We start from the raw sequence: 21,828 nt of genomic DNA on the forward strand, positions 1-21,828 counted from the left end.
CAAGAATTATTTCGCCGACTGCGGAACTTTTTGCGTGGGCCGCCGGCGGCCGCCACCCGGCCCGGGCCCTGAAACGCAAAAACCCGCCGGAAGGCGGGTTTTCGGGGAGCGCGAAGGCTTACAGGTAGAAGGCTTTCAGCGGCGGGAAGCCGTTGAACTCCACCGCGCTGTAGCTGGTGGTGTAGGCGCCGGTGGACAGCCAGTACATGCGATCACCGATGGCCAGGTTCAGCGGCAGGCCGTACTTGTAGTGCTCGTACATGATGTCGGCGCTGTCGCAGGTCGGGCCGGCGATCACCACCTCTTCCATCTCGCCCTGCTTCTCGGTCCAGATGGGGAACTTGATGGCCTCGTCCATGGTTTCGATCAGGCCGCTGAACTTGCCCACGTCGGTGTATACCCAGCGCTCCACGGCGGTACGCGACTTGCGCGAGACCAGCACCACTTCGCTGACCAGGATGCCCGAGTTGGAGATCAGCGAGCGCCCCGGCTCGAGGATGATTTCCGGCAGGTCGTCGCCGAAGTCGTCCTTGAGGAAGCGGATGATTTCCTCGGCGTAGGTTTCCAGGCTGTTGGTGCGGGTGATGTAGTTGGCCGGGAAGCCGCCGCCCATGTTGATCATCTTGAGGACGATGCCGTCTTCTTCCTTGAGGCGCTCGAAGATCACCTTGACCTTGGCGATGGCCGCGTCCCACACGCCGATGTCGCGCTGCTGCGAACCGACGTGGAAGGACACGCCGTAGGGGTCCAGGCCCAGCTGGCGGGCGAGGATCAGCAGGTCCATGGCCATGTCGGTCTGGCAGCCGAACTTGCGCGACAGCGGCCAGTCGGCCGAGGTCGAACCCTCGGTGAGGATGCGCACGTAGACCTTGGAGCCCGGCGCCGCCTTGGCGATGTTGCGCAGGTCGGCTTCCGAGTCGGTGGCGAACATGCGCACGCCCTTCTCGTAGAAGTAGCGGATGTCGCGGGACTTCTTGATGGTGTTGCCGTAGCTGATGCGCTCGGGGCCGACGCCGCAGCTCATGACCTTGTCCAGCTCGTAGATCGAGGCGATGTCGAAGTTCGAGCCCTTGTTCTTCAGCAGCTCGATGATCTCGACCGCCGGATTGGCCTTCACCGCGTAGTAGATCTTGGCGAACTCGAAACCGGCCCGCAGGTCGTCGTAGGCCTGGCTGATGATCTGGGTGTCGATCACCACGAAGGGGGTTTCCTGCTTGTCGGCGAAGGCCTTCATCTTCTGGAAGGTTTCGCGCGGATAATAGTCTTCAACCTTAATCGACATGCGGGGGGCTCCAAATGGCAAAACAAACAAAGGTGGTAAGGGGTGCCTCACTAAGTAATAGCAAAGCGCGAACGCCTGATCAGTTTCCCCACTTTGGTTCGCCTACTTCCCAAGGCATGTCGCCGAGTATCGCGCACGATCTCTCGTCGTCAGTACTTGAGCCGGATGGATCGTTGCCAGCATGGACGTTCGGCCGCGAACTTTAGGACCAGGGGGAACTGAGATCAATAAAAAATGCCTCGCGCCGAGCCTTTTTGTCGGTTCAGAGCCCGGTCGTTGCGGATATGAAACAAAACATGACGGAATGCTGCACAAGCACTGCCCGGGTCGCGTTTTTCCAGGCGGAGCACAGGGCGCCGCGCGGCTCGGCGTTTACCGGTATAATCGCCGCCTTTTTTGACAGACCGACAATCAGTCGACGGGTTCCCCCAGCATGAGTATCCAGGCCGCCGAAGTCGCCAAGAGGCGCACATTCGCCATCATCTCCCACCCGGACGCCGGTAAGACCACCATCACCGAGAAGCTCCTGCTGATGGGCAAGGCGATCGCCGTGGCCGGCACGGTCAAGTCGCGCAAATCCGACCGCCATGCCACCAGCGACTGGATGGAAATGGAGAAGCAGCGCGGCATCTCCATCACCACCTCGGTGATGCAGTTCCCCTACCGCGAGCACATGATCAACCTGCTCGATACCCCCGGCCACGAGGACTTCTCCGAAGACACCTACCGCACCCTGACCGCGGTGGACAGTGCGCTGATGGTGCTCGACGGCGGCAAGGGTGTGGAGCCGCGGACCATCGCCCTGATGGACGTGTGCCGCCTGCGCGACACGCCGATCGTCAGCTTCGTCAACAAGCTCGACCGCGACATCCGCGACCCGATCGAGCTGCTCGACGAGATCGAGGCGGTGCTGAAGATCAAGGCGGCGCCCATCACCTGGCCGATCGGCTGCTACCGCGACTTCAAGGGCGTGTACCACCTGGTCGGCGACTACATCATCGTCTACACCCCGGGCCACGGCCACGAGCGCACCGAGACCAAGATCATCCAGCACCTGGACTCCGACGAGGCCCGCGCCCACCTGGGCGACGAGTACGAGCGCTTCATCGAGCAGCTGGAACTGGTGCAGGGCGCCTGCCATGAATTCGACCAGGACGAATTCCTCGCCGGCCAGCTGACCCCGGTGTTCTTCGGCACCGCCCTGGGCAACTTCGGCGTCGACCATGTGCTCGACGCGGTGGTCGACTGGGCGCCCAAGCCCCTGGCCCGCGCCGCCCACGAGCGGGTGGTGGAGCCGGTGGAGGAGAAGTTCTCCGGCTTCGTGTTCAAGATCCAGGCGAACATGGACCCCAAGCATCGCGACCGCATCGCCTTCATGCGCATCTGCTCGGGCAAGTACGAGAAGGGCATGAAGCTGCGCCACGCGCGCCTGGGCAAGGACGTGCGCATCGCCGACGCCCTGACCTTCTTCTCCAGCGAGCGCGAGCAGTTGGAGGAGGCCTACGCCGGCGACATCATCGGCCTGCACAACCACGGCACCATCCAGATCGGCGACACCTTCACCGAAGGCGAGAACCTCGGTTTCACCGGCATCCCGCACTTCGCCCCGGAACTGTTCCGCCGCGTGCGCCTGAAGGACCCGCTGAAATCCAAGCAGCTGCGCCAGGGCCTGCAGGAACTGGCCGAGGAAGGCGCCACCCAGGTGTTCTTTCCCGAGCGCAGCAACGACATCATCCTCGGTGCGGTCGGCGTGCTGCAGTTCGACGTGGTCGCCAGCCGCCTCAAGGAGGAATACAAGGTCGAGTGCGCCTACGAGCCGATCACCGTGTGGTCGGCGCGCTGGATCGAGTGCAGCGACAAGAAGAAGCTCGAGGAATTCAGCAACAAGGCGGCGGAAAACCTGGCCGTAGACGGCGGCGGCCACCTCACCTACCTGGCACCGACCCGGGTCAACCTGAGCCTGATGGAGGAGCGCTGGCCGGACGTCAAGTTCCGCGCCACCCGCGAACACCACTGAGCCCCACGCCGGGCGCCGCCGCTGCCAGCTTGGCCAGGCGGCGCACGGCGCAGCCCGTATCTAGGCCTTCTCCCCCGCCACCACCAGCCCCACCGCCTCGCCGCGCTTGAGCAGCGCATAGCTCACCCCGGTCAGCAGGCTGCCGGCGGCTATCGCCAGCAGGTACAGCGCCGCCTGGTTGATCGCATTGGGGATCAGCAGGACGAACAGGCCACCGTGGGGCGCCATCAGCTTGCAGCCGAAATACATCGACAGCGCGCCGGTCAGGGCGCCGCCGGCGATGCACGCCGGGATCACCCGCAACGGGTCCTTGGCGGCGAAGGGAATCGCCCCTTCGGAGATGAAGCACAGCCCCAGTACCCCGGCCGCCTTGCCCGCCTCGCGCTCGCTCTCGGCGAACTTGCGCCGCGCCAGCAGCGAGGCGATGGCCATGCCGAGCGGCGGCACCATGCCGGCGGCCATGGTCGCGGCCATGGGCGCGTAGCTCTGCGAGGCCAGCAGGCCGACCGAGAACGCATAGGCGGCCTTGTTGATCGGCCCGCCGAGGTCGACGCACATCATGCCGCCGAGCAGTAGGCCGAGGAAGATGGCATTGGTGCTGCCCATGCCGTCGAGGAACGCAGTCAGCTCCTGGAGCAGGCCGGCCACCGGCTGGCCGACCACGTAGATCATCACCAGGCCGGTGAACAGGCTGGCCAGCAGCGGGATGAGCAGGATCGGCTTGAGCGCCTCGACGCTGGCCGGCAACTGCAGCCAGCGGTTCAGCGCGCGGGCGGCATAGCCGGCGAGGAAGCCGGCGATGATGCCGCCGATGAAGCCGGCGCCGAGGGAGCTGGCCAGCAGGCCGCCGATCATCCCCGGCGCCAGGCCCGGGCGGTCGGCGATGGAATAGGCGATATAGCCCGCCAGCACCGGCACCATCAGCTTGAACGCGGCATCGCCGCCGATCTGCATCAGCGTCGCCGCCAGGCTGCCCTCCTCCTTGAAGGCCTCGATGCCGAAGACGAACGAGAGGGCGATCAGCAGGCCGCCGGCCACCACCATCGGCAGCATGTAGGACACCCCGGTCAGCAGGTGCTTGTAGGGTCCAGCCTGGGCCGCCGGCTTGCTCCCCTGGGCACTCTGCGCCTGGGCCGGCGCCAGCGGCGTCGCCTCATCCAGGGCGCGGCGCAGGGTCTCTTGTGGCTGCTTGAGGGCCACCCCGGTGCCGCAGCGCAGCACCCGCTTGCCGGCGAAGCGCGCGGTGTCCACCTCGATGTCGGCGGCCAGCAGCACCGCATCGGCGGCGGCGATGTCGGCCTCGCTCAGCACGTTGCGCGCGCCCACCGAGCCACGGGTTTCCACCTGCAACGCGTAACCCAGTTGCGCGGCCGCCTGCTGCAGGGCCTCGGCGGCCATGAAGGTATGCGCCACGCCGGTCGGGCAGGCGGTCACCGCCACCAGCCTGGGCTGGGCCGCGGCGGCGCCCGCGGCATTCGGGCCGGCGTCGGCGGCCGCCAGCGGAGCGGCCTGCGCGGCGGCGTCGCGCAGGAACGCCTGCGGATCGGCCAGGGCCGCGGCCGGGGTCGACTGCAGCAGACGCTTGCCGACGAAGCGCTGCAGCGGCAGCTCGCCGGTCTTGACCACCACCACCAGGTCGGCGGCGGCGATGTCCTCGGCGCTGAGCGGCGAACCTATGGCCTTGGGGTCATGCACCTCGACGCGGGTGGACCAGCCCAGACGCTGGGCGGCGGCCTCCAGCAGGCGCGAGCAGAGCACGCTGGTGACCATGCCGTTGGGGCAGGCGGTGACGATCAGCAGATTCATGGAAAAGACCTCTTATTGTTTTTAACTCAGGGCGACCACGGTCACGCCCGCTTCCAGGCGCGCGAGCTGTTCCCGATCGTGAATACCGAACTCGAGCTGGGTCACCGCCTGGGCGCCGATGGCCGTGGCCAGGCGCAGCGTGCGCTCGGCCGGCCAGCCGCTGAGCAGGCCATGCAGGGTTGCGGCCAGCAGCGAATCGCCGGCGCCCACGGTGCTGACCACCTTGACCGATGGCGGCGTGGCCTGCAGGGCGAAGCCCGGGCCGAGCCAGCAGACCCCGGCGGCGCCACGCGACAGCAGCACGTGCTCGACGCCCTGGCGGTGCAGGCGCAGCGCCGCCGCCATTAGGGCGGTCGAGTCGAGGGCCGGCAGGTCACAGGCCTCGGCCAGCTCCTGCTCATTCGGCTTGACCAGCCAGGGCGACAGCGCCAGCCCGGCGCGCAAGGCCGCGCCGCTGCTGTCGAGCAGCAGCGGCAGATTGAAGGCCTGCAGGCGCCGCAGCAGCGCGGCGAACCACTCGGGGCCGACGCCCTGGGGCAGGCTGCCGGCCACCACGATGGCGTCGTGGCCGGCAACGATGGGTTCGAGCGTGTCGAGCAGCTCGGCCCGATGGCCGGCGCCGATCAGCGGCCCCGGGCCGTTGAGGTCGGTAATCCGCCCGTCGCCCTCGGCCAGCTTGATGTTGCTGCGGGTTTCCCCCGGCACCCGGACGAAGGCATCGACGAAGCCACGGCGCTCGAACAGGCGCTCGAAGGGCTGGGCATTGGCGGCGCCGAGAAAGCCGCTGACCGTGACCTTGTGGCCGAGGTCGGCGAGCACCTGGGCGACGTTGAGGCCCTTGCCCGCGGCCTGGCTGCTCTGCCCCAGGCTGCGGTTGACCGCCCCGGGGTGCAGCGCGTCGAGACGCACGGTGAGGTCCAGCGCCGGGTTCAGGGTCAGGGTCAGGATGCGCGCCATCAGTGGACCTCCCCGATCAGCGCGCGCACCGCCGCGGCGCTTTCCAGCGCCAGTGCCTGCTGCGCCAGGGCCTGGCTGTGGCGGTAGTCCAGCTCGCGCACCCGCGCCTTGACCAGAGCGATGGCCCGTGGCGAGACGCTCAGTTCATCCACCCCCAGGCCGACCAGCACCGGCACGGCGAGCATGTCGCAGGCCAGCTCGCCGCAGACACCGACCCACTTGCCCTGGGCATGAGCGGCCTCGACCGTCATGGCGATCAGGCGCAGCACCGCCGGGTGCAGGCCATCGGCCTGGGCCGACAGGGTCGGATGGTCACGGTCGATGGCCAGGCAATACTGGGTCAGGTCGTTGGTGCCGATGCTGAAGAAGTCCACCTCGCGCGCCAGCAAGGGCGCCAGCAAAGCCGCCGAAGGCACTTCGACCATGATCCCCAGCTGCAGGTCGTCCACCGGAATTTCCTGGCGCAGGCGCAGGGTCAGGTCGCGCGCCGCGCGCCACTCCTCGATGGTGCCGACCATGGGAAACATGATTCGCAGCGGACGGCCCTCGGCCGACGCCAGCAAGGCGCGTAGCTGGGTCTCGAGGATGTCCGGGCGCTGCAGGCTCAGGCGGATGCCACGCACGCCGAGAAAGGGGTTGCTCTCCGCCGCCATGGGCCAGTAGGGCAAGGGCTTGTCGCCGCCGACATCCAGGGTACGCACCACCAGCGGCCGGCCGTCGAGGGCGTCGAGCACACGGCGATAGGCCTGCTCCTGGACGGCCTGGCCCGGCGCCTCGGGCAGGTCCATGAACACCAGCTCGGTACGCAGCAGGCCGACGCCTTCGGCCCCCAGCTCGACCGCCTCGGCGGTATCGCCGCCGGAGCCGATATTCGCCGCCACCTCGACCGCGTGGCCGTCGCCGGTCACGGCCGGGCGCAGGCGCTCGGCATGGGCGCGCTCGCGCCGCTTCAGGCTGGCCTCGCGCTCGCGCCGGGCCTGCTCCAGGGCCTGCCGGTCGGGCGCCACGCGCAGCAGGCCGTGGTCGCCATCGAGCAGCAGCTCGGTGCCCTGGGCCAGGGCCAGCACCGCCTCGCCGGCGCCGACCACCGCGGGAATGCCCAGGGTCCGCGCGATGATCGCGCTATGGGCGGTGGCGCCGCCGCGGGCGGCGAGGATGCCGGCGACCCGCTGGCGATCGAGGCAGGCGACATCCGAGGGCGCCACCTCCTCCATCACCAGGATGTAGGGTTCATCGGGCTCGCGCGGCGCCTCGACGCCGCACAGCTGCCCCAGCACCCGACGGCCGATGTCGCGCAGATCGGCGGCGCGCTCGGCCAGCAAGGCATCGTGCAGGGCCTCCTGCTGCTGCGCCGCCGCCTCGACCTCGGTGATCCACGCCGCCTCGGCGCTGAAGCCCTCGGCCAGCCGGGCGTCGACGTCCTCGCGCAGGGCCGGGTCGCGCAGCATGACCTGGTGGGTGGCGAATATCTCGCGGATATTCTCCTCGCGGGTCGTCTCGATCAGCCGCTGGATATCCGCGCCGACCTGCTCCAGCGCCTGCTCCAGGCGCTGGCGCTCGGTGGCCGCATCCTCGCCGCGCTGCGGATAGTCGAAGGTCGCGGCGATGCGCACCAGCGCCGGGCCTATGGCGATCCCCGGGGCAGCCGCGACCGCCTGGATCCGCGCCCCGGGCAAGGGCGCCCGCGGCGCCGGCGGCTCACTCGGCGCGGCGCCCGTCGGCGCCGCCATGCCGCCAGCCGGCAGCGGCTCGACGGTTTCGCCGAGGCCCGCCTGCACGGCCGCCAGCAAGGCCGGCAGGGCGTCGTCGGCGATGTCCGGCTCGGCGCTGAACTCCAGCTCCTGGCCGCGTCGCGCGCCCAGGCCGAGCAGCTTGCTCAGGCTCTTCACCGAAACCCCCGGGCCGGCCTCACCGACCAGGCGCACCCGTACTTCGCCGGCGAAGGCCTGGGCGATCTCGGTCAGCGCCTTGGCCGGACGGGCATGCAGGCCATGGGCATTGGCCAGGGTGACGCGCTGGCTGGGCCAGTGCGCCGGCACCTCGCCGCCCAGCGCCTCGAGCACGCTGTGACTGGAACTGGCCTCGCTGAAGGTCGCCGCGCGCCCGTCGATCAGCAGGTCGCAGAGGCGCTCGAGCAACTGCCGCGAGGCCTCGCCGATGCTGGCCAGGCAGAACAACCCGGTCAGCGGCTGGCCGTGCAACTGCAGCGGCTGCTGCGGCGTGACGAAGGCCAGCCCGGGGCGCAGCACGGCCTGCTCGCAGTGCACCCACCAGAGTCCGTTGCCCAGCGGCAAGGGCGTGCGCTGGGTCAGGCCAGCGATAAAGCCTGGCTCGACACAGGCGCCGCGCTTGAGCAGCTGGGCGGCATGCCAGAGCAGCTCGTCGAAGTCGGCGGCGGCCACGTCCAGGCCGATCAGCTGGCTGTCCAGGGCCAGCTCCTGGGGCGCGCCCTGGAGCAGCGCGACTATCGCCTCGGGCTGCTGCGCCTCGCGCAGTGCCTGGCTCAAGTCGCCCTCGCCAAGGGCGCGGGTGAGCAGCTGCAGCAGGCGCAGATGTTCGTCGGAGCGGGCGGCGATGGCGATGGCCAGGTAGACCCTCTGCCCATCGCCCCAGTCCACGCCATCGGGGAACTGAATCAGGCGCACCCCGGTGCGGTAGACCTGATCGCGGGTTTCCGGGGTGCCGTGGGGGATGGCGATGCCCTGGCCCAGGTAGGTCGAGCCCTGCGCCTCGCGGGCCTGCATGCCGGCGAGGTAGCCGGGCGCCACCAGCCCCTCGCCGACCAGGCTGTCGGCCAGCATCGCCAGCGCCGCCGACTTGCTGGCGGCACGGCCACCCATCTGGATCTGCTTGGCATTCAATTCGAGCATAAGACTCTCCCCTGGCGACTGCGGCCGGCTGATGCAGGCGGCTCGCGACACCCTCGAGGATAGCCGGCCAAGTCGCTTGCTGAATCGTTTCATCAAGTACTGGCACGTTACCCCATAATCGGCGATCCTTGAAGCCCGATCGTCAGCCGCCAAATCCAGGACCACCGCCGTGAAGCTTTCCGATATCGCCCGCCTGGCCGGAGTCTCGGTCACCACCGCAAGCTATGTGGTCAATGGCCAGGCCGCCAAGCGGCGGATCAGCCCGGCCACGGTGCAGCGGGTGCTGGAGGTGGTCGAGGCCCACGGCTTTCGCCCCGACCAGCAGGCCGCCGGCCTGCGCCGCGGCCAGAGCCGCTGCCTGGGTTTCATCCTGCCGGATCTGGAAAACCCCAGTTACGCGCGCCTGGCCAAGCTGCTCGAGCAGCGCGCACGCAGCAGAGGCTACCAACTGCTGATCGCCAGTTCCGACGACGACCCGCACAGCGAGCGCCTGCTGCTCGAACTGTTCCGCTCGCGGCGCTGCGATGCCCTGATAGTCGCCAGTTGCCTGCCCCAGGACGACCCGGTCTACCGCCGCCTGGTCGCCGACGGGGTGCCGGTGATCGCTGTCGACCGCGCCCTCGACCCGGCAGCCATCCGCTCGGTGGTCAGCGACGACCGCCAGGCCGGCGCCCTGCTCACCGGCAGCCTGCTGCAACCGCCGCCGCGGCATATCGCCCTGCTCGGCGCGCGCGGCGAACTGGTGATCAGCCAGGCCCGCGAGCAGGGCTTCCGCCAGGCCCTCGCGGGCTTTGGCGGCGCCGTCAGCGTCAGCCATGGCGAGCAGTTCAGCCGCGCCTGCGGCTACCGGCTGATGCGCGCCCTGCTGGCGGGGGACGGCGAGATGCCGGATGCAGTGGTCACCACCGCCTACGTCCTGCTCGAAGGGGTGTTCGACGCCCTGCGCGAGCGGTCCCCCTCAGCCGACCAGGTCGAACCGCGCCTGGCGACCTTCGGCGATACCCAGCTGCTGGACTTCCTGCCGCAACGGGTCAATGCGATCTCCCAGCAACACGCACAAATTGCCGAGCGAGTGCTGGACTGGGCGCTGCAGGCGATCGAGCAGGACCACTACTTGCCCGGCGTGGAAGCCATTCCGCGGGTGCTCAAGCAGCGCCAGGCAGTACAGTAGGCACCCGCATCCGGCTGGCGCCGGGCGGGTAAATCGCCGATGCTTCAAGCCATGCGCCTGATCGATACCCACACCCACATGGACTTCCCCGACTTCGACGCCGACCGCGACGCGCTGCTGGCGCGCTGCCGCGCCCGGGGCGTGGAGCGCCTGGTGGTGCTCGGCGTGCACCGGGACAACTGGCCGCGCCTGTGGCAGCTGGTGCAAGGCGACAGCCGGCTGCACGCCGCCTTCGGCCTGCACCCGGTCTATCTCGAGCAGCACCGCGCCGAGCACCTGGGCGAACTGCGCGACTGGCTGCAGCGCCTGGCCGGCCACCTGCAGCTGTGCGCGGTGGGCGAGTTCGGCCTGGACTACTTCCTCGAACAGCTCGACCGCGAGCGCCAGCAGGCGCTGTTCGAGGCCCAGCTGGCGCTGGCCGCCGAGTTCGAGCTGCCCGCCCTGCTACATGTGCGCCGCGCCCACGCGCCGACCATCGCCACCCTGAAACGCTTCCGGCTCAAGCGCGGCGGCATCATCCATGCCTTCGCCGGCAGCTACGAGGAAGCCCGCGAATACCTCAAGCTCGGTTTCAGGCTCGGCCTCGGCGGCGCGCCGACCTGGCCCCAGGCCAAACGCCTGCGCAAGATCCTGGGGCAGTTGCCGGCCGACGCCGTGGTGCTGGAGACCGATGCCCCGGACATGGCCCCGGCCATGCACCCCAACCAGCGTAACAGCCCGGAATTCCTGCCCGATATCTGCGCCGAGCTGGCGCCGCTGCTGGGCCTGAGCGCGGACGAGCTGGCCGCCGCCAGCAGCCGCAACGCCGCCGAGCTGTTCGGCTGGAGCCTGTGAGCGGCGCCACAACGTAAAAAGGCCCGCCAGATGGCGGGCCTTCTTTGCACTACAGCGCAATCAGACGCTGAAGGCGCCGATCAGCTGCTTGAGGTGCGACACCTGCTCGGACAGCTCGCGGCTGGCCTGCTCGGTCTGACTGGCGCCCTGGGCGGTGCGCTCGCCGGCGTGGTTGATCTCCACGATGTTCTGGTCGATGTCGTGGGCCACCGCGGTCTGCTCCTCGGCGGCCGCGGCGATCTGCTGATTCTGGTCGACGATCATGCCCACCGCGGCGAGGATGTTCTCCAGCGCCTGCTGCACCTTGCCCGACTCGCTGACCGTGCCGTCGGCCATCTGGTGGCTGACGCTCATGGTCTTGACCGCCGCGCCGACGCCGCCCTGCAGCTTGCTGATCATCTTCTCGATCTCTTCGGTGGACTGCTGGGTGCGCTTGGCCAGATTGCGCACCTCGTCGGCCACCACGGCGAAACCTCGGCCCTGTTCACCAGCCCGTGCTGCCTCGATGGCGGCATTGAGCGCCAGCAGGTTGGTCTGCTCGGCGATGCCCTTGATCACGTCCAGCACCTGGCTGATCGAGGCGCTGTCGTTGGCCAGCTGGTTGATCACCGCCACCGACTGGTCGATCTCCCCGGCCAGACGCTGGATGCTGCCGACCTGAGATTCGACCAGGGCGCGACCGCTGACGGTTTCATCATTCACGCTCTGCGCACTGCCTACCGCCGCGGCGGCGCTGCGGGCGACCTCCTGAGCGGTGGCGGACATCTGGTTCATCGCCGTCGCCACCTGTTCGATCTGGTTGCGCTGCCCGGCCACCGCCTGGTTGCTCTCGCCGGAAACCAGCTCCACCCGGTCGGCCTGTCGTTCGACCTCGGTCACGGTGTGGCCGACACGCTCGATCAGGTGGCGGATCTTCCTCACGGTCTCGTTGAACACCTGGCCCAACTCGCCCAGCTCATCCTTACTCTGGGCCTTGAAGCTGACGGTCATGTCGCCGGCGGCGACCTGCCCCATGACCCCGCCGAGGCTCTTCAGGGTGGTGCGGATCGACACATAGAAACCGCTGTAGAGATAGACGATCAGCAGGAACACCAGCAGCAGGGCCGCCGCCAGCAGCATCATCTGCCCGCGATTGTCCTGCAGACGCTCCTGCAGCTGCTGATCGAGAAAGGCCAGCACCGCGTCGTTGAACGCGTAGGTCTTGCCCATCTGCGCACTGACCTGGTCATAGAACTGCTGCCACGGCATTTCCAGGGTATCGGCGACCACCACCTTGTCCTCGAACAGCAGGGCGCTGTCCTTCAGACTGCCGCGGCTGGCGTCGGCTTGACTCTGCAGCGCCGAACGCGCGCCCAGTGCCTCCTGCAGGTTGAGACCGTACTCCGCGTGAGCCTTCTCCAGCTCCAGCAACAGTTCGTCGAACTCGGTGCTGGCCGCCGAATTGAGGAAGCCCTGGCCCAACGAATAGGAGCCCGTCGCCCGGCCCTCGCTGAGCAGCGCGGTGACCATCGGCGTGACCACCGTAACCAGTTCGGTCATCTGCCGCACCTCACGCTGGCGATCCTGGCTCAGCCCCGCCTGACTGGCCACCAGCTTGATGAAGACCTGGGCGCTGCCCTGCAGCTTCCTGGCCAGCACCGTCTTGCCCTGCAGCGAGGATTCCTTCTGCAGCGCCTGCAGGCCGGCGATCAGCTCGTCGCGCTTGGCATTGAATTCCTCGACCTGCTCGGCGTCGCGCACCACCGGCGCCAGCCCCTGCAGGGTGGTGTTCAGGCTGCTCTGCAGCTGACCGATACGGCTGTTGAGGTCGCCGGCCTGGCCGGACTGACCGATGATCTCGTTGATCTTCAGCAGGTCGGCATAGCTCTCGAGGTCGCGGCGCAGCGACAGGCTGGCGCCGAGCAGATCGAGACTGGAGAGGGCCACCTGGGTGCCGACGAACTGCCGATAGGAGTCACGCACCAGGTAGTAGTTGGTGACCAGCATGGGCAGGAAGAACAGCACGCTGATCAGGCTGAACTTCATGCCGAAGCTGAGGCGGTTCATCAGCGCGATGGCCGGATACAACACGGTCTTCACAAGACGTCTCCTGTTGTAATTATTGTGGTGTATACAGGGTCGGTGACGCGGATTGGTAGAGCGCGGCAGTCACGACTCTGCAGCTCGATCCACGGCATCCGGGGTTGCTGCGCAGGTGCGGACACCCGACGCGCGCGACGCCTTATATACCCGTTATCGACGGGAGACTGTGTAACTTAAGGTTAAGCAGACCAGGCGCTCACGGCGCCGGGACAAGCGCTGGCGCTAGAGGAACAGCGTCCACAGGGCGAACACTGCGTACCAGAGGACGGCCGCACGCACCAGCAGCTGCCACAGGTTGTCCAGGCTGCTGACCCCGGCCTCGCCGGGCGCGGAGTCCGGGATGTCGCAGGCGGCGCGGCCGACGTTGATCGCCAGCTGCGCGGCACTGATGTCCCAGCTCAGCAGCTCGTGCAGCAACGCCCGATTGACCGCGACGAAATTGCCGACCAGGGCAAAGCTCGCCGCCAGAACCCGCGCCGGCAGCCAGTCGAAGGCATGCCGCAGGTGCACGGCACGCTCGCGCAGGGCCGGTTGCCCGGCGTGCTCGCAGAGCAGGGCCAGCAGGCGATAGGCCAGGGCCGCCAAGGGACCCAGCAGGGCATACCAGAAGATCACCGCGAAGAAGCTCTGGTAGGCCTGCCACAGCATGTGCCCCTGCACACGCTGCAGCAACGCACCCTCGGCGTCCGCGTCCAAAGCCAGGTCGCGCCGCGCCACCAGATAGGCCGCCTCGGTATCACCGCGCCGCCAGCTGTCGCGGAACGGCCCCAGGGCCGCCAGCAGGTCGCCTCGGCCGAGGCTGTAGATAAGCACCAGCAGATGCACCGGCAGGGCCAGCCAGCCGTAGAGCAGCGGCTCAAGCAGCGACAGCACCAAGGTCAGGGCCAGCAGCGGTAGCACCACCAACAGGGCAATGCCCAACCAGGGGCTCTCGATGAAATCCGGCTGTCGCTCGGCCTTCGCCAGCAGACGCAACCAGGGGCCATCCTGCTGGATGGCGTCGCGCCAGGCGGAAAACTTCTCGACCCACAGCACCAGCAACAGCACCAGAAAACTCATAACGCCTCCTTCTTATCCTTCAGCGCGGCGCGCAACCGCGGCCAGTCGAACGCCGGACCGGGATCGGTCTTGCGCGTCGGAGCAATGTCACTGTGCCCGCAGATGCGCTCCGAGGCGAGCGCCGGATAGTGCCGCTGCAGTTCACCAATCAGCGCCTCGAGGGCGATGTACTGGGCCTCAGTGAAGGGGATGTCGTCGGTGCCCTCCAGTTCGATGCCGAGGGAAAAATCATTGCAGTTCTCCCGCCCGCCAAAACTCGACTGGCCGGCATGCCAGGCGCGCTCATTGCAGGAGACGAACTGGGTAATGGCGCCGTCGCGCTCGATCAGAAAATGCGCCGACACCTGCAGCGTCGCGATGCTCGCGAAGTACGGATGCTCGTCGGCGGGCAGTTGGTTACGGAAGAATTGCTGCACCCTGCCGGTGCCGAACTGGCCCGGCGGCAGGCTGATATTGTGGATCACCAGCAGGGACACCTCCCCCTGCGGGCGCGCATTGAAGTTGGGCGAGGGACAGTGGTGGATGCCCGCGCACCAACCACTCTGAGGGTCCAGCTGCATATCGGCTCCTTGAACGAGCCACCACTCTAGTGCAGCGCTGCGGCGCGGCCAAGCGTTGCCGGCAATGCCAGGCGCGCCTCACGGCCGCGCCCGGGTCAGGCGCCCTTGAGCTTGCGCAGGTTGCCGATCACCGACTCCAGGGCGCGATCGAACAGCAGTGCGTCGTCGAGCAGGCGAATGGCGCAGCGGCGGAACTCCACGGCCAGGCCCATGCGGGTCTTCTCCAACACCTTCATGCCGGTGCGATTGACGAAGATGTACTTGCCCGTAGGCTTGATCACCGCCGCCAGCTTGCAGCGCAGCTTGTGCTCGTCGTCCTCCTGGAACTCGACCCAACTGCCGACCCGCAGGTTGTCCACCTGCTGCAGCGATTCGTCGTCATCCGGCAGCTTGATCTCCGGTTCGGCCACACGCCGCTCGCCCGGCGCCTGCAGCACCATCTCTTCGACCACCGCCACCATCGGAGCCGTCTCGGCCGCCGCTGCAGCCTCCTCGTCCGCCGGTAGCTCCAGCAGCGGCAGCTCGATACCCGCTTCGGCCAAGGCCACGCGCTGCTCCTCGTCGATCTCCGGCGCCTCGGCCAGCGGCCGCTTGAAGCGCTGGAAGGCCTGCACATGCAGCGCCTCCAGCTGGCTGAAGAACTCGCCGGTGGAGAACGGGTCGAAGGCTGCGCTGGCCATGCCCTCGCGCAAGGCCTTGAGCAGCCCGGGCACCAGTTCCAGCAGGCGCAGGCGCGCCTCCGGATCTTCGTGCGGCGCCACACTCCAGACCAGATCGTCCATGGTCTGCAGCGCCGCGTGCCACTGTGGCGAGTCCACCCCATGCTTCAGGCAGGTCAGCATCAGCACCTTGCTCCAGGCCTCCTGCAGCAGGCGCACCACCACCTCTGGCAGGGTCTTGCCGAGCAGGCGCTCATTCAACGCCTGCTCGACCTGGCGCCGGGCCAGCTCGGCCTTGGCGCTGCCCTCCTCGGCATCGCGGGTACGCTGCTCGAGCAGTTCGCTGCGGCGCCGCTCATCGCCGGTGAAAGCGAGAAAATCGGCGAGCAGCTCGGAGAAGATCACCGGATCGTCGACGAAGTCATTGAGCAGACGCTGCACCACCTGCTCGATCTTCTGATACAGGCTGTCGCGCCGGGCGTTGTCCTGATCGCTCCAACCGAGCGCCGCCGAGGCGATCTCGTTGAGCAGGCGTCGCGCCGGGTGACTGCCGCGACCGAAGAAGGTCTTGTCCAGCACCGCCACCTTGAGCATCGGGATCTGCAGGCGGCCGATGAGCGCCTTCAGCGAATCCGGCAGGGTGCGGTCGTCGAGAATGAACTCGAACAGCATCGCCACCAGGTTGATCACATCCTCGTCGACCTCGCCGACCACCCGGGCCTTGCCGCTCTTGGCGCTGGCCCGGGTCAGCAACTGGCCGAGCTGATCGCGCACATCGAACTCGTCGGCGACCTGCGCCGGCGCGCGCTGCTGCATGTAGGAGAGCAGGCGCATCAGGTCATGACTGGAAATCGGCTGCGCATCGGCCGGAATCTCGCGCCGCGGTATGCCGCTGCCACGGGCCTGGGACAGCAACTCCTGCAGGGCGCCAAATACCTCCTGCACGCTCTGCTCGGCATACTCGCCAGCGCTGGACTGCATGGCAGCGCCCTCGCCGCCGGCTGCCGACGAAGCACTACGCCCCGGCTGACGGCGCGTGGGCGCCGACTTCAGCTCCGGCAGCACGCCCGCCTCGATCAACGCCTGGTTGGCCTCGGCGTACAGCTGATCGAGATCACCCAGCACGTACTTCTCGAACAGCTTGAGGATGATCAGCTTGACCCTGATCTCCACACCCAGACCGCTGCACGACTGCAGGAACGCCTCACAAAGGGCCACCGGACCGAGCGGGTTGGAGCGCTCGTCGAGCTTCTTGCTGACCATGGCGTTGAGCCGCGCCGTCAGGTGGCTGACAGCCATGCTGTCGCGGCTCATGACCTTGGCGACCATGGCGTCCAGTGCCACCGTCTCCTCGAGTTCGTCGTTCTGCACCAGCGACAGGCTGTCGAACGACATGGCGTCCAAGGGAGGCGGCTTGCCGATCTCATACTGATTGAGACTGAAAAAGGACTCGAAGACCTTTTGCAGGAAACCGCGCTCGATGTTCTTGCGCTTCAGGCGCAGGTCGCGCATGGCTTCGAAGAAGGCGTTCTGCTCGGTGTTGCTGGTGGCCCGATCGGCCATCTCGAACAGGGTGTCGTCGGCATTGTCGAACAGCGCCTGCAACGCCTGCTTGAGCTGCTGCGCAGCCTTGTCACGCACTTGAATGAGCGCCACGGGCAGTCTTCCTAGCGGCGAAGTGGGCGATTGCTCAGGGGCCACCTTGCTCAGGTGCACCACTTTCGCATCAGTCTTCATTGCAAGCCTCCTGCAGACGGTCCCTTATGGGCGCACCGATCTGCACAGCGATCAACTGGGCGTCATCCGTAACGTCAAGGTCCTGGCGTCATCATTCCAAAAAGTAAAGTCATTATAGGGACGCCCCCGCACGCACCACGCAGACTTCTACTGCAGATATGACCCAGGTCACAGATGTAACGCGCCAGCTTCTCAACGGCCAGCTAAAGGCGACAAACGCATCAGTACGCCGGTATTTTCCGGCAAACAGCGGGCAACCCGTGGCGATCGCGCGCAACACGCAGCACCACGCCGGCCCACATCCCGACCAGGAACGCCTGACCATTATCCTTTTAAGACTAGCACTTGAGCGGTTCTGGCTACGTAGACCAGGTACTCATCCGAGAATGCCTACGGCGCCAATCCCGCTGCAACCGCCGCTCGCTATCCCTATAATCGCCCCACTCAGACTGTGGAGCCCGACATGCCCAACCTAACCCTCGCCGACCTCACCGCCGAAATCGAGGCCAACGTGCGCCGCGCCCTGAGCGAGGACATCGGTAGCGGCGACATCACCGCACAGCTGATCCCGGAACAGCGCCTGGCCCACGCCACGGTGATCACCCGCGAAGCCGCGGTAGTCTGCGGCACCGCCTGGGTCGACGCGGTGTTTCGCCAGCTCGACCCGCGGGTCACGGTGCACTGGGAAGTCCGCGACGGCCAGCGGGTCGCACCGAACCAGGCCCTGTTCCACCTGGAAGGCCCCGCCCGCGCCCTGCTGAGCGGCGAGCGCAGCGCCCTGAACTTCCTGCAGACCCTGTCCGCCGTGGCGACGCGCTGCCAGCACTACGCCGACCTGGTGCAGGGCACTGCGGTGAAACTGCTCGACACCCGCAAGACCCTGCCCGGCCTGCGCCTGGCGCAGAAATACGCGGTCACCTGCGGCGGCTGCCACAACCACCGCATCGGCCTGTACGACGCCTTCCTGATCAAGGAAAACCACATCGCCGCCTGCGGCGGCATCGCCGAGGCCGTGCAAGCCGCCCACCGGATCGCCCCCGGCAAGCCGGTGGAGGTGGAGGTGGAGAGCCTGGAAGAACTGCGCGAAGCCCTGGACGCCGACGCCGACATCATCATGCTCGATGAACTGTCGCTGGACGACATGCGCCAAGCCGTGGCCATCACCCAGGGCCTCGCCAAGCTGGAAGCCTCGGGCGGGGTCAACGAAAGCACATTGCGGGAAATTGCCGAGACCGGAGTGGACTATGTGTCGATTGGCACGCTGACCAAGGATGTAAAGGCGGTGGATTTGTCGATGCGGCTGAGGCTCTGACCCTGCCCGCCGAAACTCTACCCATGAGGGAAGCTTCCGCCAGACTCCTACAGAAATTGAGCACAGCGACGAAGCACTGCCGAATCTATTTCACCTGGCCCTGTATAACATCCGCAAGAATGGGCGGCGTCGATCTGTGACTGAAAGGCTTCCTGACCACTGCAACCCTCACCCTATAGGAGGTCAACGGGAACGTAGCCCACTGGCCAACCCTGTTCATTAATCAGCACAGACCAAGAAGACATTCGGGACGCTAGTGGTAATACCTTTATGCTTCTCGCCTTCAGCCCCAGCGCCTGAACCACCCCGTCAAAGACTTTCCGCTCAGCAGGCCTGCGCTCCATTAACGCATCCAACTGTACAGCCCGCTCAACCACCTGCGCCCGAACCTGATCGTACGCCACCCAACGCTGCGGCTGCATAGCTAGATCGAATCCCCGCAAAGCATCGTCTATCCCCTGGAGCACCTCTTCCGCGCTAGAGGCACGTCTTGTACCAATGAGAACAGGGCCAGAAATTGACAGCTGACGAAACTCCTTTGGTGCCTGCTCCAGCATGGCAGCCTCTAGGTCTGCCGCCCTGACCACCCTAAATCTATCAACCTCAAATACCGTATAAACGGGTCGCGCCTGATACAGGCTCCAACCTCCGTAACCCAAAGCCGACAACTGGACGATGAAGATGAAGAACAAGTCTCGACACAGCTCCACCCGAGCCTTATTCCGACTCGCGATCAGCGCAGTTAGCAACGGTCCCAAAACCACGTCCACCGTAAAGACCATCAAGAACAACAAACCGCCACCACTTATTCTCGAATAAGGCGGCGGGTACCAAACAAAGAAAACAACAGCAGCCAAGATCGCAACTACGACAGAGCTGCCGATAAAATGGAGGCTTGCAATCTTGAAACGGAAACCCACTCTCAACCTCCAATCCTGCAGCAGATCGCACAAACGAAAACGCCCCGCATTCGCGAGGCGTCAACATTCAGACTAAACGACGGAATTTCACGAAAGGCTTACCCCATCGAATAGTTTTCGCTGTTAGCGACACTCAGCCGGAGCAAGGTTCGCCGGCAGAGTGCCCGCAGCGCCGACACCGAAAGCTGCACCGAGAGCCATGCAACGCCAGCCGATATTGCCCTGGGCCGGAGTGAAGGCTGCAGTCGCATCAGGCAGCAAAACAGGAGCGGCAACACCACCAGAGAAAGGTACCAGGGTGACGGTTTGGTTAGCTGCGGTTCCAACACGGGCAGTAAACTGCAACGTGATAACACCGGTAGTCGGTGCAATGGTGATGGCAGCGACATTATCTGTTGCACTAAATGCAGGCGGATTGGTGTTGTAGCCTGTGGCTGCAGTGAAATTCCCACCAGCATGTATATCAGCAACATGGGCTTTAAAGGCCGAAGCCAGCGACAGACCTTCAGTAACACGAGCACGCTTGGTGTAATCCTGATACGCCGGCAGCGCAACCGCAGCCAGAATACCGATGATCGCGACCACGATCATCAATTCGATCAGGGTAAAACCCTTTTGCATTTGAGCTTTCATGAAGTCTCTCCTAAATATGGACAGGTCCAGTGACCTGCCCAGACTTATGCAGCTAGCATGCCAAACCGTAAATTAGCCGTTTTTTGGGCATTCAGGCACCGCATATCAAGCACTGCCTCCCCCGCCAAGACAGTAACTGACATTTTTTGGCACCCCAACTCACCATGTTTGGCAGTGGTCGACCAACTACGTTATAAGGCAGGCATAGCGTACGGAGTCTGCAATGAACGAAAGCGTGTCCCTTACCGGCCTGGCCAAACAGATGGTGCTGGCCGAACTGCTGGATGAGAAGTCAGCCCAGCAGGCCCAGCAGCAGGCCCAACGCAACAAGCTGCCCCTGGTGACCTATTTGGTTCAGAACAAGCTGGTGAAGAGCCGGGCACTGGCCGAACTGGCTGCCGACCAATTCGGCGTAGCCTTCTTCGACCTGAATACGCTCGACAAGGACGGGGCACCGCGTGAGCTGGTAAGCGAAAAACTGGCACGCCAGCACCGCGTGCTCCCCCTATGGCGCCGGGGCAACAAGCTTTTTATCGGCGTTTCCGACCCGACCAATCATCAAGCTGTTACGGATATCCAGTTCAGCACCGGCCTCAATACCGAGGCTATTCTGGTCGAAGACGACAAGCTTGGTGACGCCATCGACAAGTTCTTCGACTCCGCGTCCAGCGGCATGGAAGACCTGGCCGACGTCGATCTCGATGGGCTGGACGTCGAAGCCGTCGACGAAACCAAACAGGACAATGATGGCGGCGTTGACGCCGACGACGCGCCGGTCGTGCGCTTCGTCAACAAGATGCTGCTCGACGCCATCAAGGGCGGCTCGTCGGACCTGCACTTCGAGCCCTACGAAAAAGTCTACCGCGTACGCTTGCGCACCGACGGCATTCTCCACGAGGTGGCGCGGCCGCCGATTCAGCTGGCTCCGCGCATATCGGCCCGTCTCAAGGTGATGGCCGCGCTGGATATCTCCGAGCGGCGCAAGCCGCAGGATGGCCGGATCAAGATGAAAATTTCGAAGAACAAGGCCATCGACTTTCGCGTCAACACCCTGCCCACCCTGTGGGGAGAGAAGATCGTGATGCGTATCCTCGACCCGACCAGCGCCCAGATGGGCATCGACGCGCTGGGTTATGAGGAAGACCAGAAAGAGCTTTACATGACAGCCCTGAAACAGCCACAGGGCATGATACTGGTGACCGGCCCCACGGGCTCGGGTAAGACCGTTTCGCTCTATACAGGCTTGAATATCCTCAACACCCCGGACGTGAATATTTCCACCGCCGAAGACCCCGTGGAGATCAATCTCGAGGGGATCAACCAGGTGAATGTAAACCCGAAGCAGGGCATGGACTTTACCCAGGCGCTGCGTGCGTTCCTGCGCCAGGACCCCGACATCATCATGGTGGGTGAGATCCGTGACCTGGACACCGCATCCATCGCAGTCAAGGCTGCGCAAACCGGCCACATGGTCATGTCGACCCTGCACACCAACAGCGCTGCAGAAACCCTCACGCGCCTGCGCAACATGGGCGTGCCCTCGTTCAACATCGCCACCTCGGTCAACCTGATCATCGCCCAACGCCTGGCGCGCAAGCTGTGCGGCCACTGCAAGAAGGAAGTCGACATTCCCAAAGAGGCCCTTCTCGCCGAGGGCTTCCCAGAAAGCAAGATAGGCTCGTTCAAGATCTACGGTCCGGTGGGCTGCGAAAACTGCAAGGGTGGCTACAAGGGACGCGTCGGTATTTATGAAGTGGTTAAAAACACGCCCAACCTTCAGCGGATTATCATGGAGGAAGGCAACTCCATCGACATTGCCGCACAGATGCGTAAAGACGGCTTTAATGATCTGCGCACCTCAGCCCTGTTGAAGGCCATGCAAGGCGTAACCAGCCTTGAGGAAGTCAACCGCGTGACCAAGGATTAACC

Annotated in this window: 15 protein-coding genes and 1 pseudogene; 5 read left to right on the forward strand and 11 right to left on the reverse strand. The window is 65.8% G+C overall.

All coding sequences use genetic code 11. From position 1 onward, the window contains the following. Nucleotides 1-118: 118 nt before the first annotated feature. Nucleotides 119-1,282, reverse strand: coding sequence for a type III PLP-dependent enzyme (locus ACSX1D_RS17195; RefSeq protein ID WP_439859662.1), 1,164 nt, complete (start codon nucleotides 1,280-1,282; stop codon nucleotides 119-121). 433 nt (nucleotides 1,283-1,715) lie between these two features. Between ACSX1D_RS17195 and ACSX1D_RS17200 the strand changes: the two genes are divergently transcribed. Further along, a complete protein-coding gene (locus ACSX1D_RS17200; RefSeq protein WP_439859663.1) occupies nucleotides 1,716-3,299 on the forward strand; it encodes a peptide chain release factor 3 in 1,584 nt (527 codons plus the stop codon). A 60-nt stretch (nucleotides 3,300-3,359) separates the two neighbouring features. Here ACSX1D_RS17200 and ACSX1D_RS17205 read toward each other — a convergent pair whose 3' ends face one another. The 3 genes from ACSX1D_RS17205 to ptsP are packed head-to-tail and all read right to left on the reverse strand — an operon-like array spanning nucleotide 3,360 to nucleotide 8,932. Then, nucleotides 3,360-5,105 (reverse strand): PTS fructose-like transporter subunit IIB, encoded by a 1,746-nt coding sequence (locus ACSX1D_RS17205; RefSeq protein ID WP_439859664.1) that lies wholly within the window; start codon nucleotides 5,103-5,105, stop codon nucleotides 3,360-3,362. A 21-nt stretch (nucleotides 5,106-5,126) separates the two neighbouring features. Then, complete coding sequence (gene pfkB, locus ACSX1D_RS17210; RefSeq protein ID WP_439859665.1) at nucleotides 5,127-6,062, reverse strand: 1-phosphofructokinase; 936 nt, start codon at nucleotides 6,060-6,062, stop codon at nucleotides 5,127-5,129. Next, nucleotides 6,062-8,932, reverse strand: a complete 2,871-nt coding sequence (ptsP, locus tag ACSX1D_RS17215; protein WP_439859666.1) for a phosphoenolpyruvate--protein phosphotransferase — start codon at nucleotides 8,930-8,932, stop codon at nucleotides 6,062-6,064. Before ptsP ends, pfkB begins: the two co-directional genes overlap by 1 nt. A 169-nt stretch (nucleotides 8,933-9,101) precedes the next feature. On the opposite strand from ptsP, the gene cra reads away from it, so the two are divergent. Both cra and ACSX1D_RS17225 read left to right on the forward strand, forming a co-directional pair. Next, complete coding sequence (cra, locus tag ACSX1D_RS17220; protein WP_439859667.1) at nucleotides 9,102-10,103, forward strand: catabolite repressor/activator; 1,002 nt, start codon at nucleotides 9,102-9,104, stop codon at nucleotides 10,101-10,103. Between the two features lie 51 nt (nucleotides 10,104-10,154). Further along, nucleotides 10,155-10,937: a TatD family hydrolase gene (locus ACSX1D_RS17225; RefSeq protein WP_439862356.1), complete on the forward strand. Its 783-nt coding sequence runs from the start codon at nucleotides 10,155-10,157 to the stop codon at nucleotides 10,935-10,937. A gap of 60 nt (nucleotides 10,938-10,997) precedes the next feature. On the opposite strand, the gene ACSX1D_RS17230 is transcribed toward ACSX1D_RS17225, so the two are convergent. From ACSX1D_RS17230 to ACSX1D_RS17250, 5 genes and pseudogenes are all read right to left on the reverse strand, one after another. Beyond that, nucleotides 10,998-11,927 (reverse strand): methyl-accepting chemotaxis protein, encoded by a 930-nt coding sequence (locus ACSX1D_RS17230; RefSeq protein WP_439862357.1) that lies wholly within the window; start codon nucleotides 11,925-11,927, stop codon nucleotides 10,998-11,000. Further along, nucleotides 11,904-12,983, reverse strand: a pseudogene (locus tag ACSX1D_RS17235) (methyl-accepting chemotaxis protein); the annotation flags it as partial. The pseudogene ACSX1D_RS17235 and the gene ACSX1D_RS17230, both read right to left, overlap by 24 nt. Nucleotides 12,984-13,241: 258 nt before the next feature. Further along, nucleotides 13,242-14,078, reverse strand: a complete 837-nt coding sequence (gene ampE, locus ACSX1D_RS17240) for a regulatory signaling modulator protein AmpE (RefSeq protein ID WP_439859668.1) — start codon at nucleotides 14,076-14,078, stop codon at nucleotides 13,242-13,244. Beyond that, complete coding sequence (gene ampD / locus ACSX1D_RS17245) at nucleotides 14,075-14,638, reverse strand: 1,6-anhydro-N-acetylmuramyl-L-alanine amidase AmpD (protein ID WP_439859669.1); 564 nt, start codon at nucleotides 14,636-14,638, stop codon at nucleotides 14,075-14,077. Before ampD ends, ampE begins: the two co-directional genes overlap by 4 nt. Nucleotides 14,639-14,733: 95 nt before the next feature. Further along, nucleotides 14,734-17,034 carry a DUF1631 domain-containing protein gene (locus tag ACSX1D_RS17250; protein ID WP_439859670.1) on the reverse strand — a complete coding sequence of 767 codons (2,301 nt, stop codon included), beginning with the start codon at nucleotides 17,032-17,034 and terminating at the stop codon, nucleotides 14,734-14,736. 463 nt (nucleotides 17,035-17,497) lie between these two features. On the opposite strand from ACSX1D_RS17250, the gene nadC reads away from it, so the two are divergent. After that, on the forward strand, nucleotides 17,498-18,346 hold the full coding sequence (gene nadC, locus ACSX1D_RS17255) for a carboxylating nicotinate-nucleotide diphosphorylase (protein WP_439859671.1): 849 nt from the start codon (nucleotides 17,498-17,500) through the stop codon (nucleotides 18,344-18,346). Nucleotides 18,347-18,519: 173 nt separating this feature from the next. On the opposite strand, the gene tfpZ is transcribed toward nadC, so the two are convergent. Beyond that, nucleotides 18,520-19,266, reverse strand: a complete 747-nt coding sequence (gene tfpZ, locus ACSX1D_RS17260) for a TfpX/TfpZ family type IV pilin accessory protein (RefSeq protein WP_439859672.1) — start codon at nucleotides 19,264-19,266, stop codon at nucleotides 18,520-18,522. Nucleotides 19,267-19,389: 123 nt separating this feature from the next. After that, nucleotides 19,390-19,899 (reverse strand): pilin, encoded by a 510-nt coding sequence (locus tag ACSX1D_RS17265; protein WP_439859673.1) that lies wholly within the window; start codon nucleotides 19,897-19,899, stop codon nucleotides 19,390-19,392. 223 nt (nucleotides 19,900-20,122) lie between these two features. On the opposite strand from ACSX1D_RS17265, the gene pilB reads away from it, so the two are divergent. Next, on the forward strand, nucleotides 20,123-21,826 hold the full coding sequence (gene pilB / locus ACSX1D_RS17270; RefSeq protein ID WP_439859674.1) for a type IV-A pilus assembly ATPase PilB: 1,704 nt from the start codon (nucleotides 20,123-20,125) through the stop codon (nucleotides 21,824-21,826). Nucleotides 21,827-21,828 lie beyond the last annotated feature (2 nt).

This window comes from Pseudomonas sp. MBLB4136 (assembly GCF_051904765.1).
Lineage (GTDB): Bacteria > Pseudomonadota > Gammaproteobacteria > Pseudomonadales > Pseudomonadaceae > Aquipseudomonas.

Coding starts and splice junctions, on each gene's coding strand:
- ACSX1D_RS17205 (WP_439859664.1), bottom strand. CDS start 5,105: ATGAATCTGCTGATCGTCACCGCCTGCCCCAACGGCATGGTCACCAGC.
- pilB (WP_439859674.1), top strand. CDS start 20,123: ATGAACGAAAGCGTGTCCCTTACCGGCCTGGCCAAACAGATGGTGCTG.
- pfkB (WP_439859665.1), bottom strand. CDS start 6,062: ATGGCGCGCATCCTGACCCTGACCCTGAACCCGGCGCTGGACCTCACC.
- ACSX1D_RS17200 (WP_439859663.1), top strand. CDS start 1,716: ATGAGTATCCAGGCCGCCGAAGTCGCCAAGAGGCGCACATTCGCCATC.
- ACSX1D_RS17265 (WP_439859673.1), bottom strand. CDS start 19,899: ATGAAAGCTCAAATGCAAAAGGGTTTTACCCTGATCGAATTGATGATC.
- ACSX1D_RS17230 (WP_439862357.1), bottom strand. CDS start 11,927: ATGACCGTCAGCTTCAAGGCCCAGAGTAAGGATGAGCTGGGCGAGTTG.
- ACSX1D_RS17250 (WP_439859670.1), bottom strand. CDS start 17,034: ATGAAGACTGATGCGAAAGTGGTGCACCTGAGCAAGGTGGCCCCTGAG.
- ampE (WP_439859668.1), bottom strand. CDS start 14,078: ATGAGTTTTCTGGTGCTGTTGCTGGTGCTGTGGGTCGAGAAGTTTTCC.
- nadC (WP_439859671.1), top strand. CDS start 17,498: ATGCCCAACCTAACCCTCGCCGACCTCACCGCCGAAATCGAGGCCAAC.
- ampD (WP_439859669.1), bottom strand. CDS start 14,638: ATGCAGCTGGACCCTCAGAGTGGTTGGTGCGCGGGCATCCACCACTGT.
- ptsP (WP_439859666.1), bottom strand. CDS start 8,932: ATGCTCGAATTGAATGCCAAGCAGATCCAGATGGGTGGCCGTGCCGCC.
- ACSX1D_RS17195 (WP_439859662.1), bottom strand. CDS start 1,282: ATGTCGATTAAGGTTGAAGACTATTATCCGCGCGAAACCTTCCAGAAG.
- ACSX1D_RS17225 (WP_439862356.1), top strand. CDS start 10,155: ATGCGCCTGATCGATACCCACACCCACATGGACTTCCCCGACTTCGAC.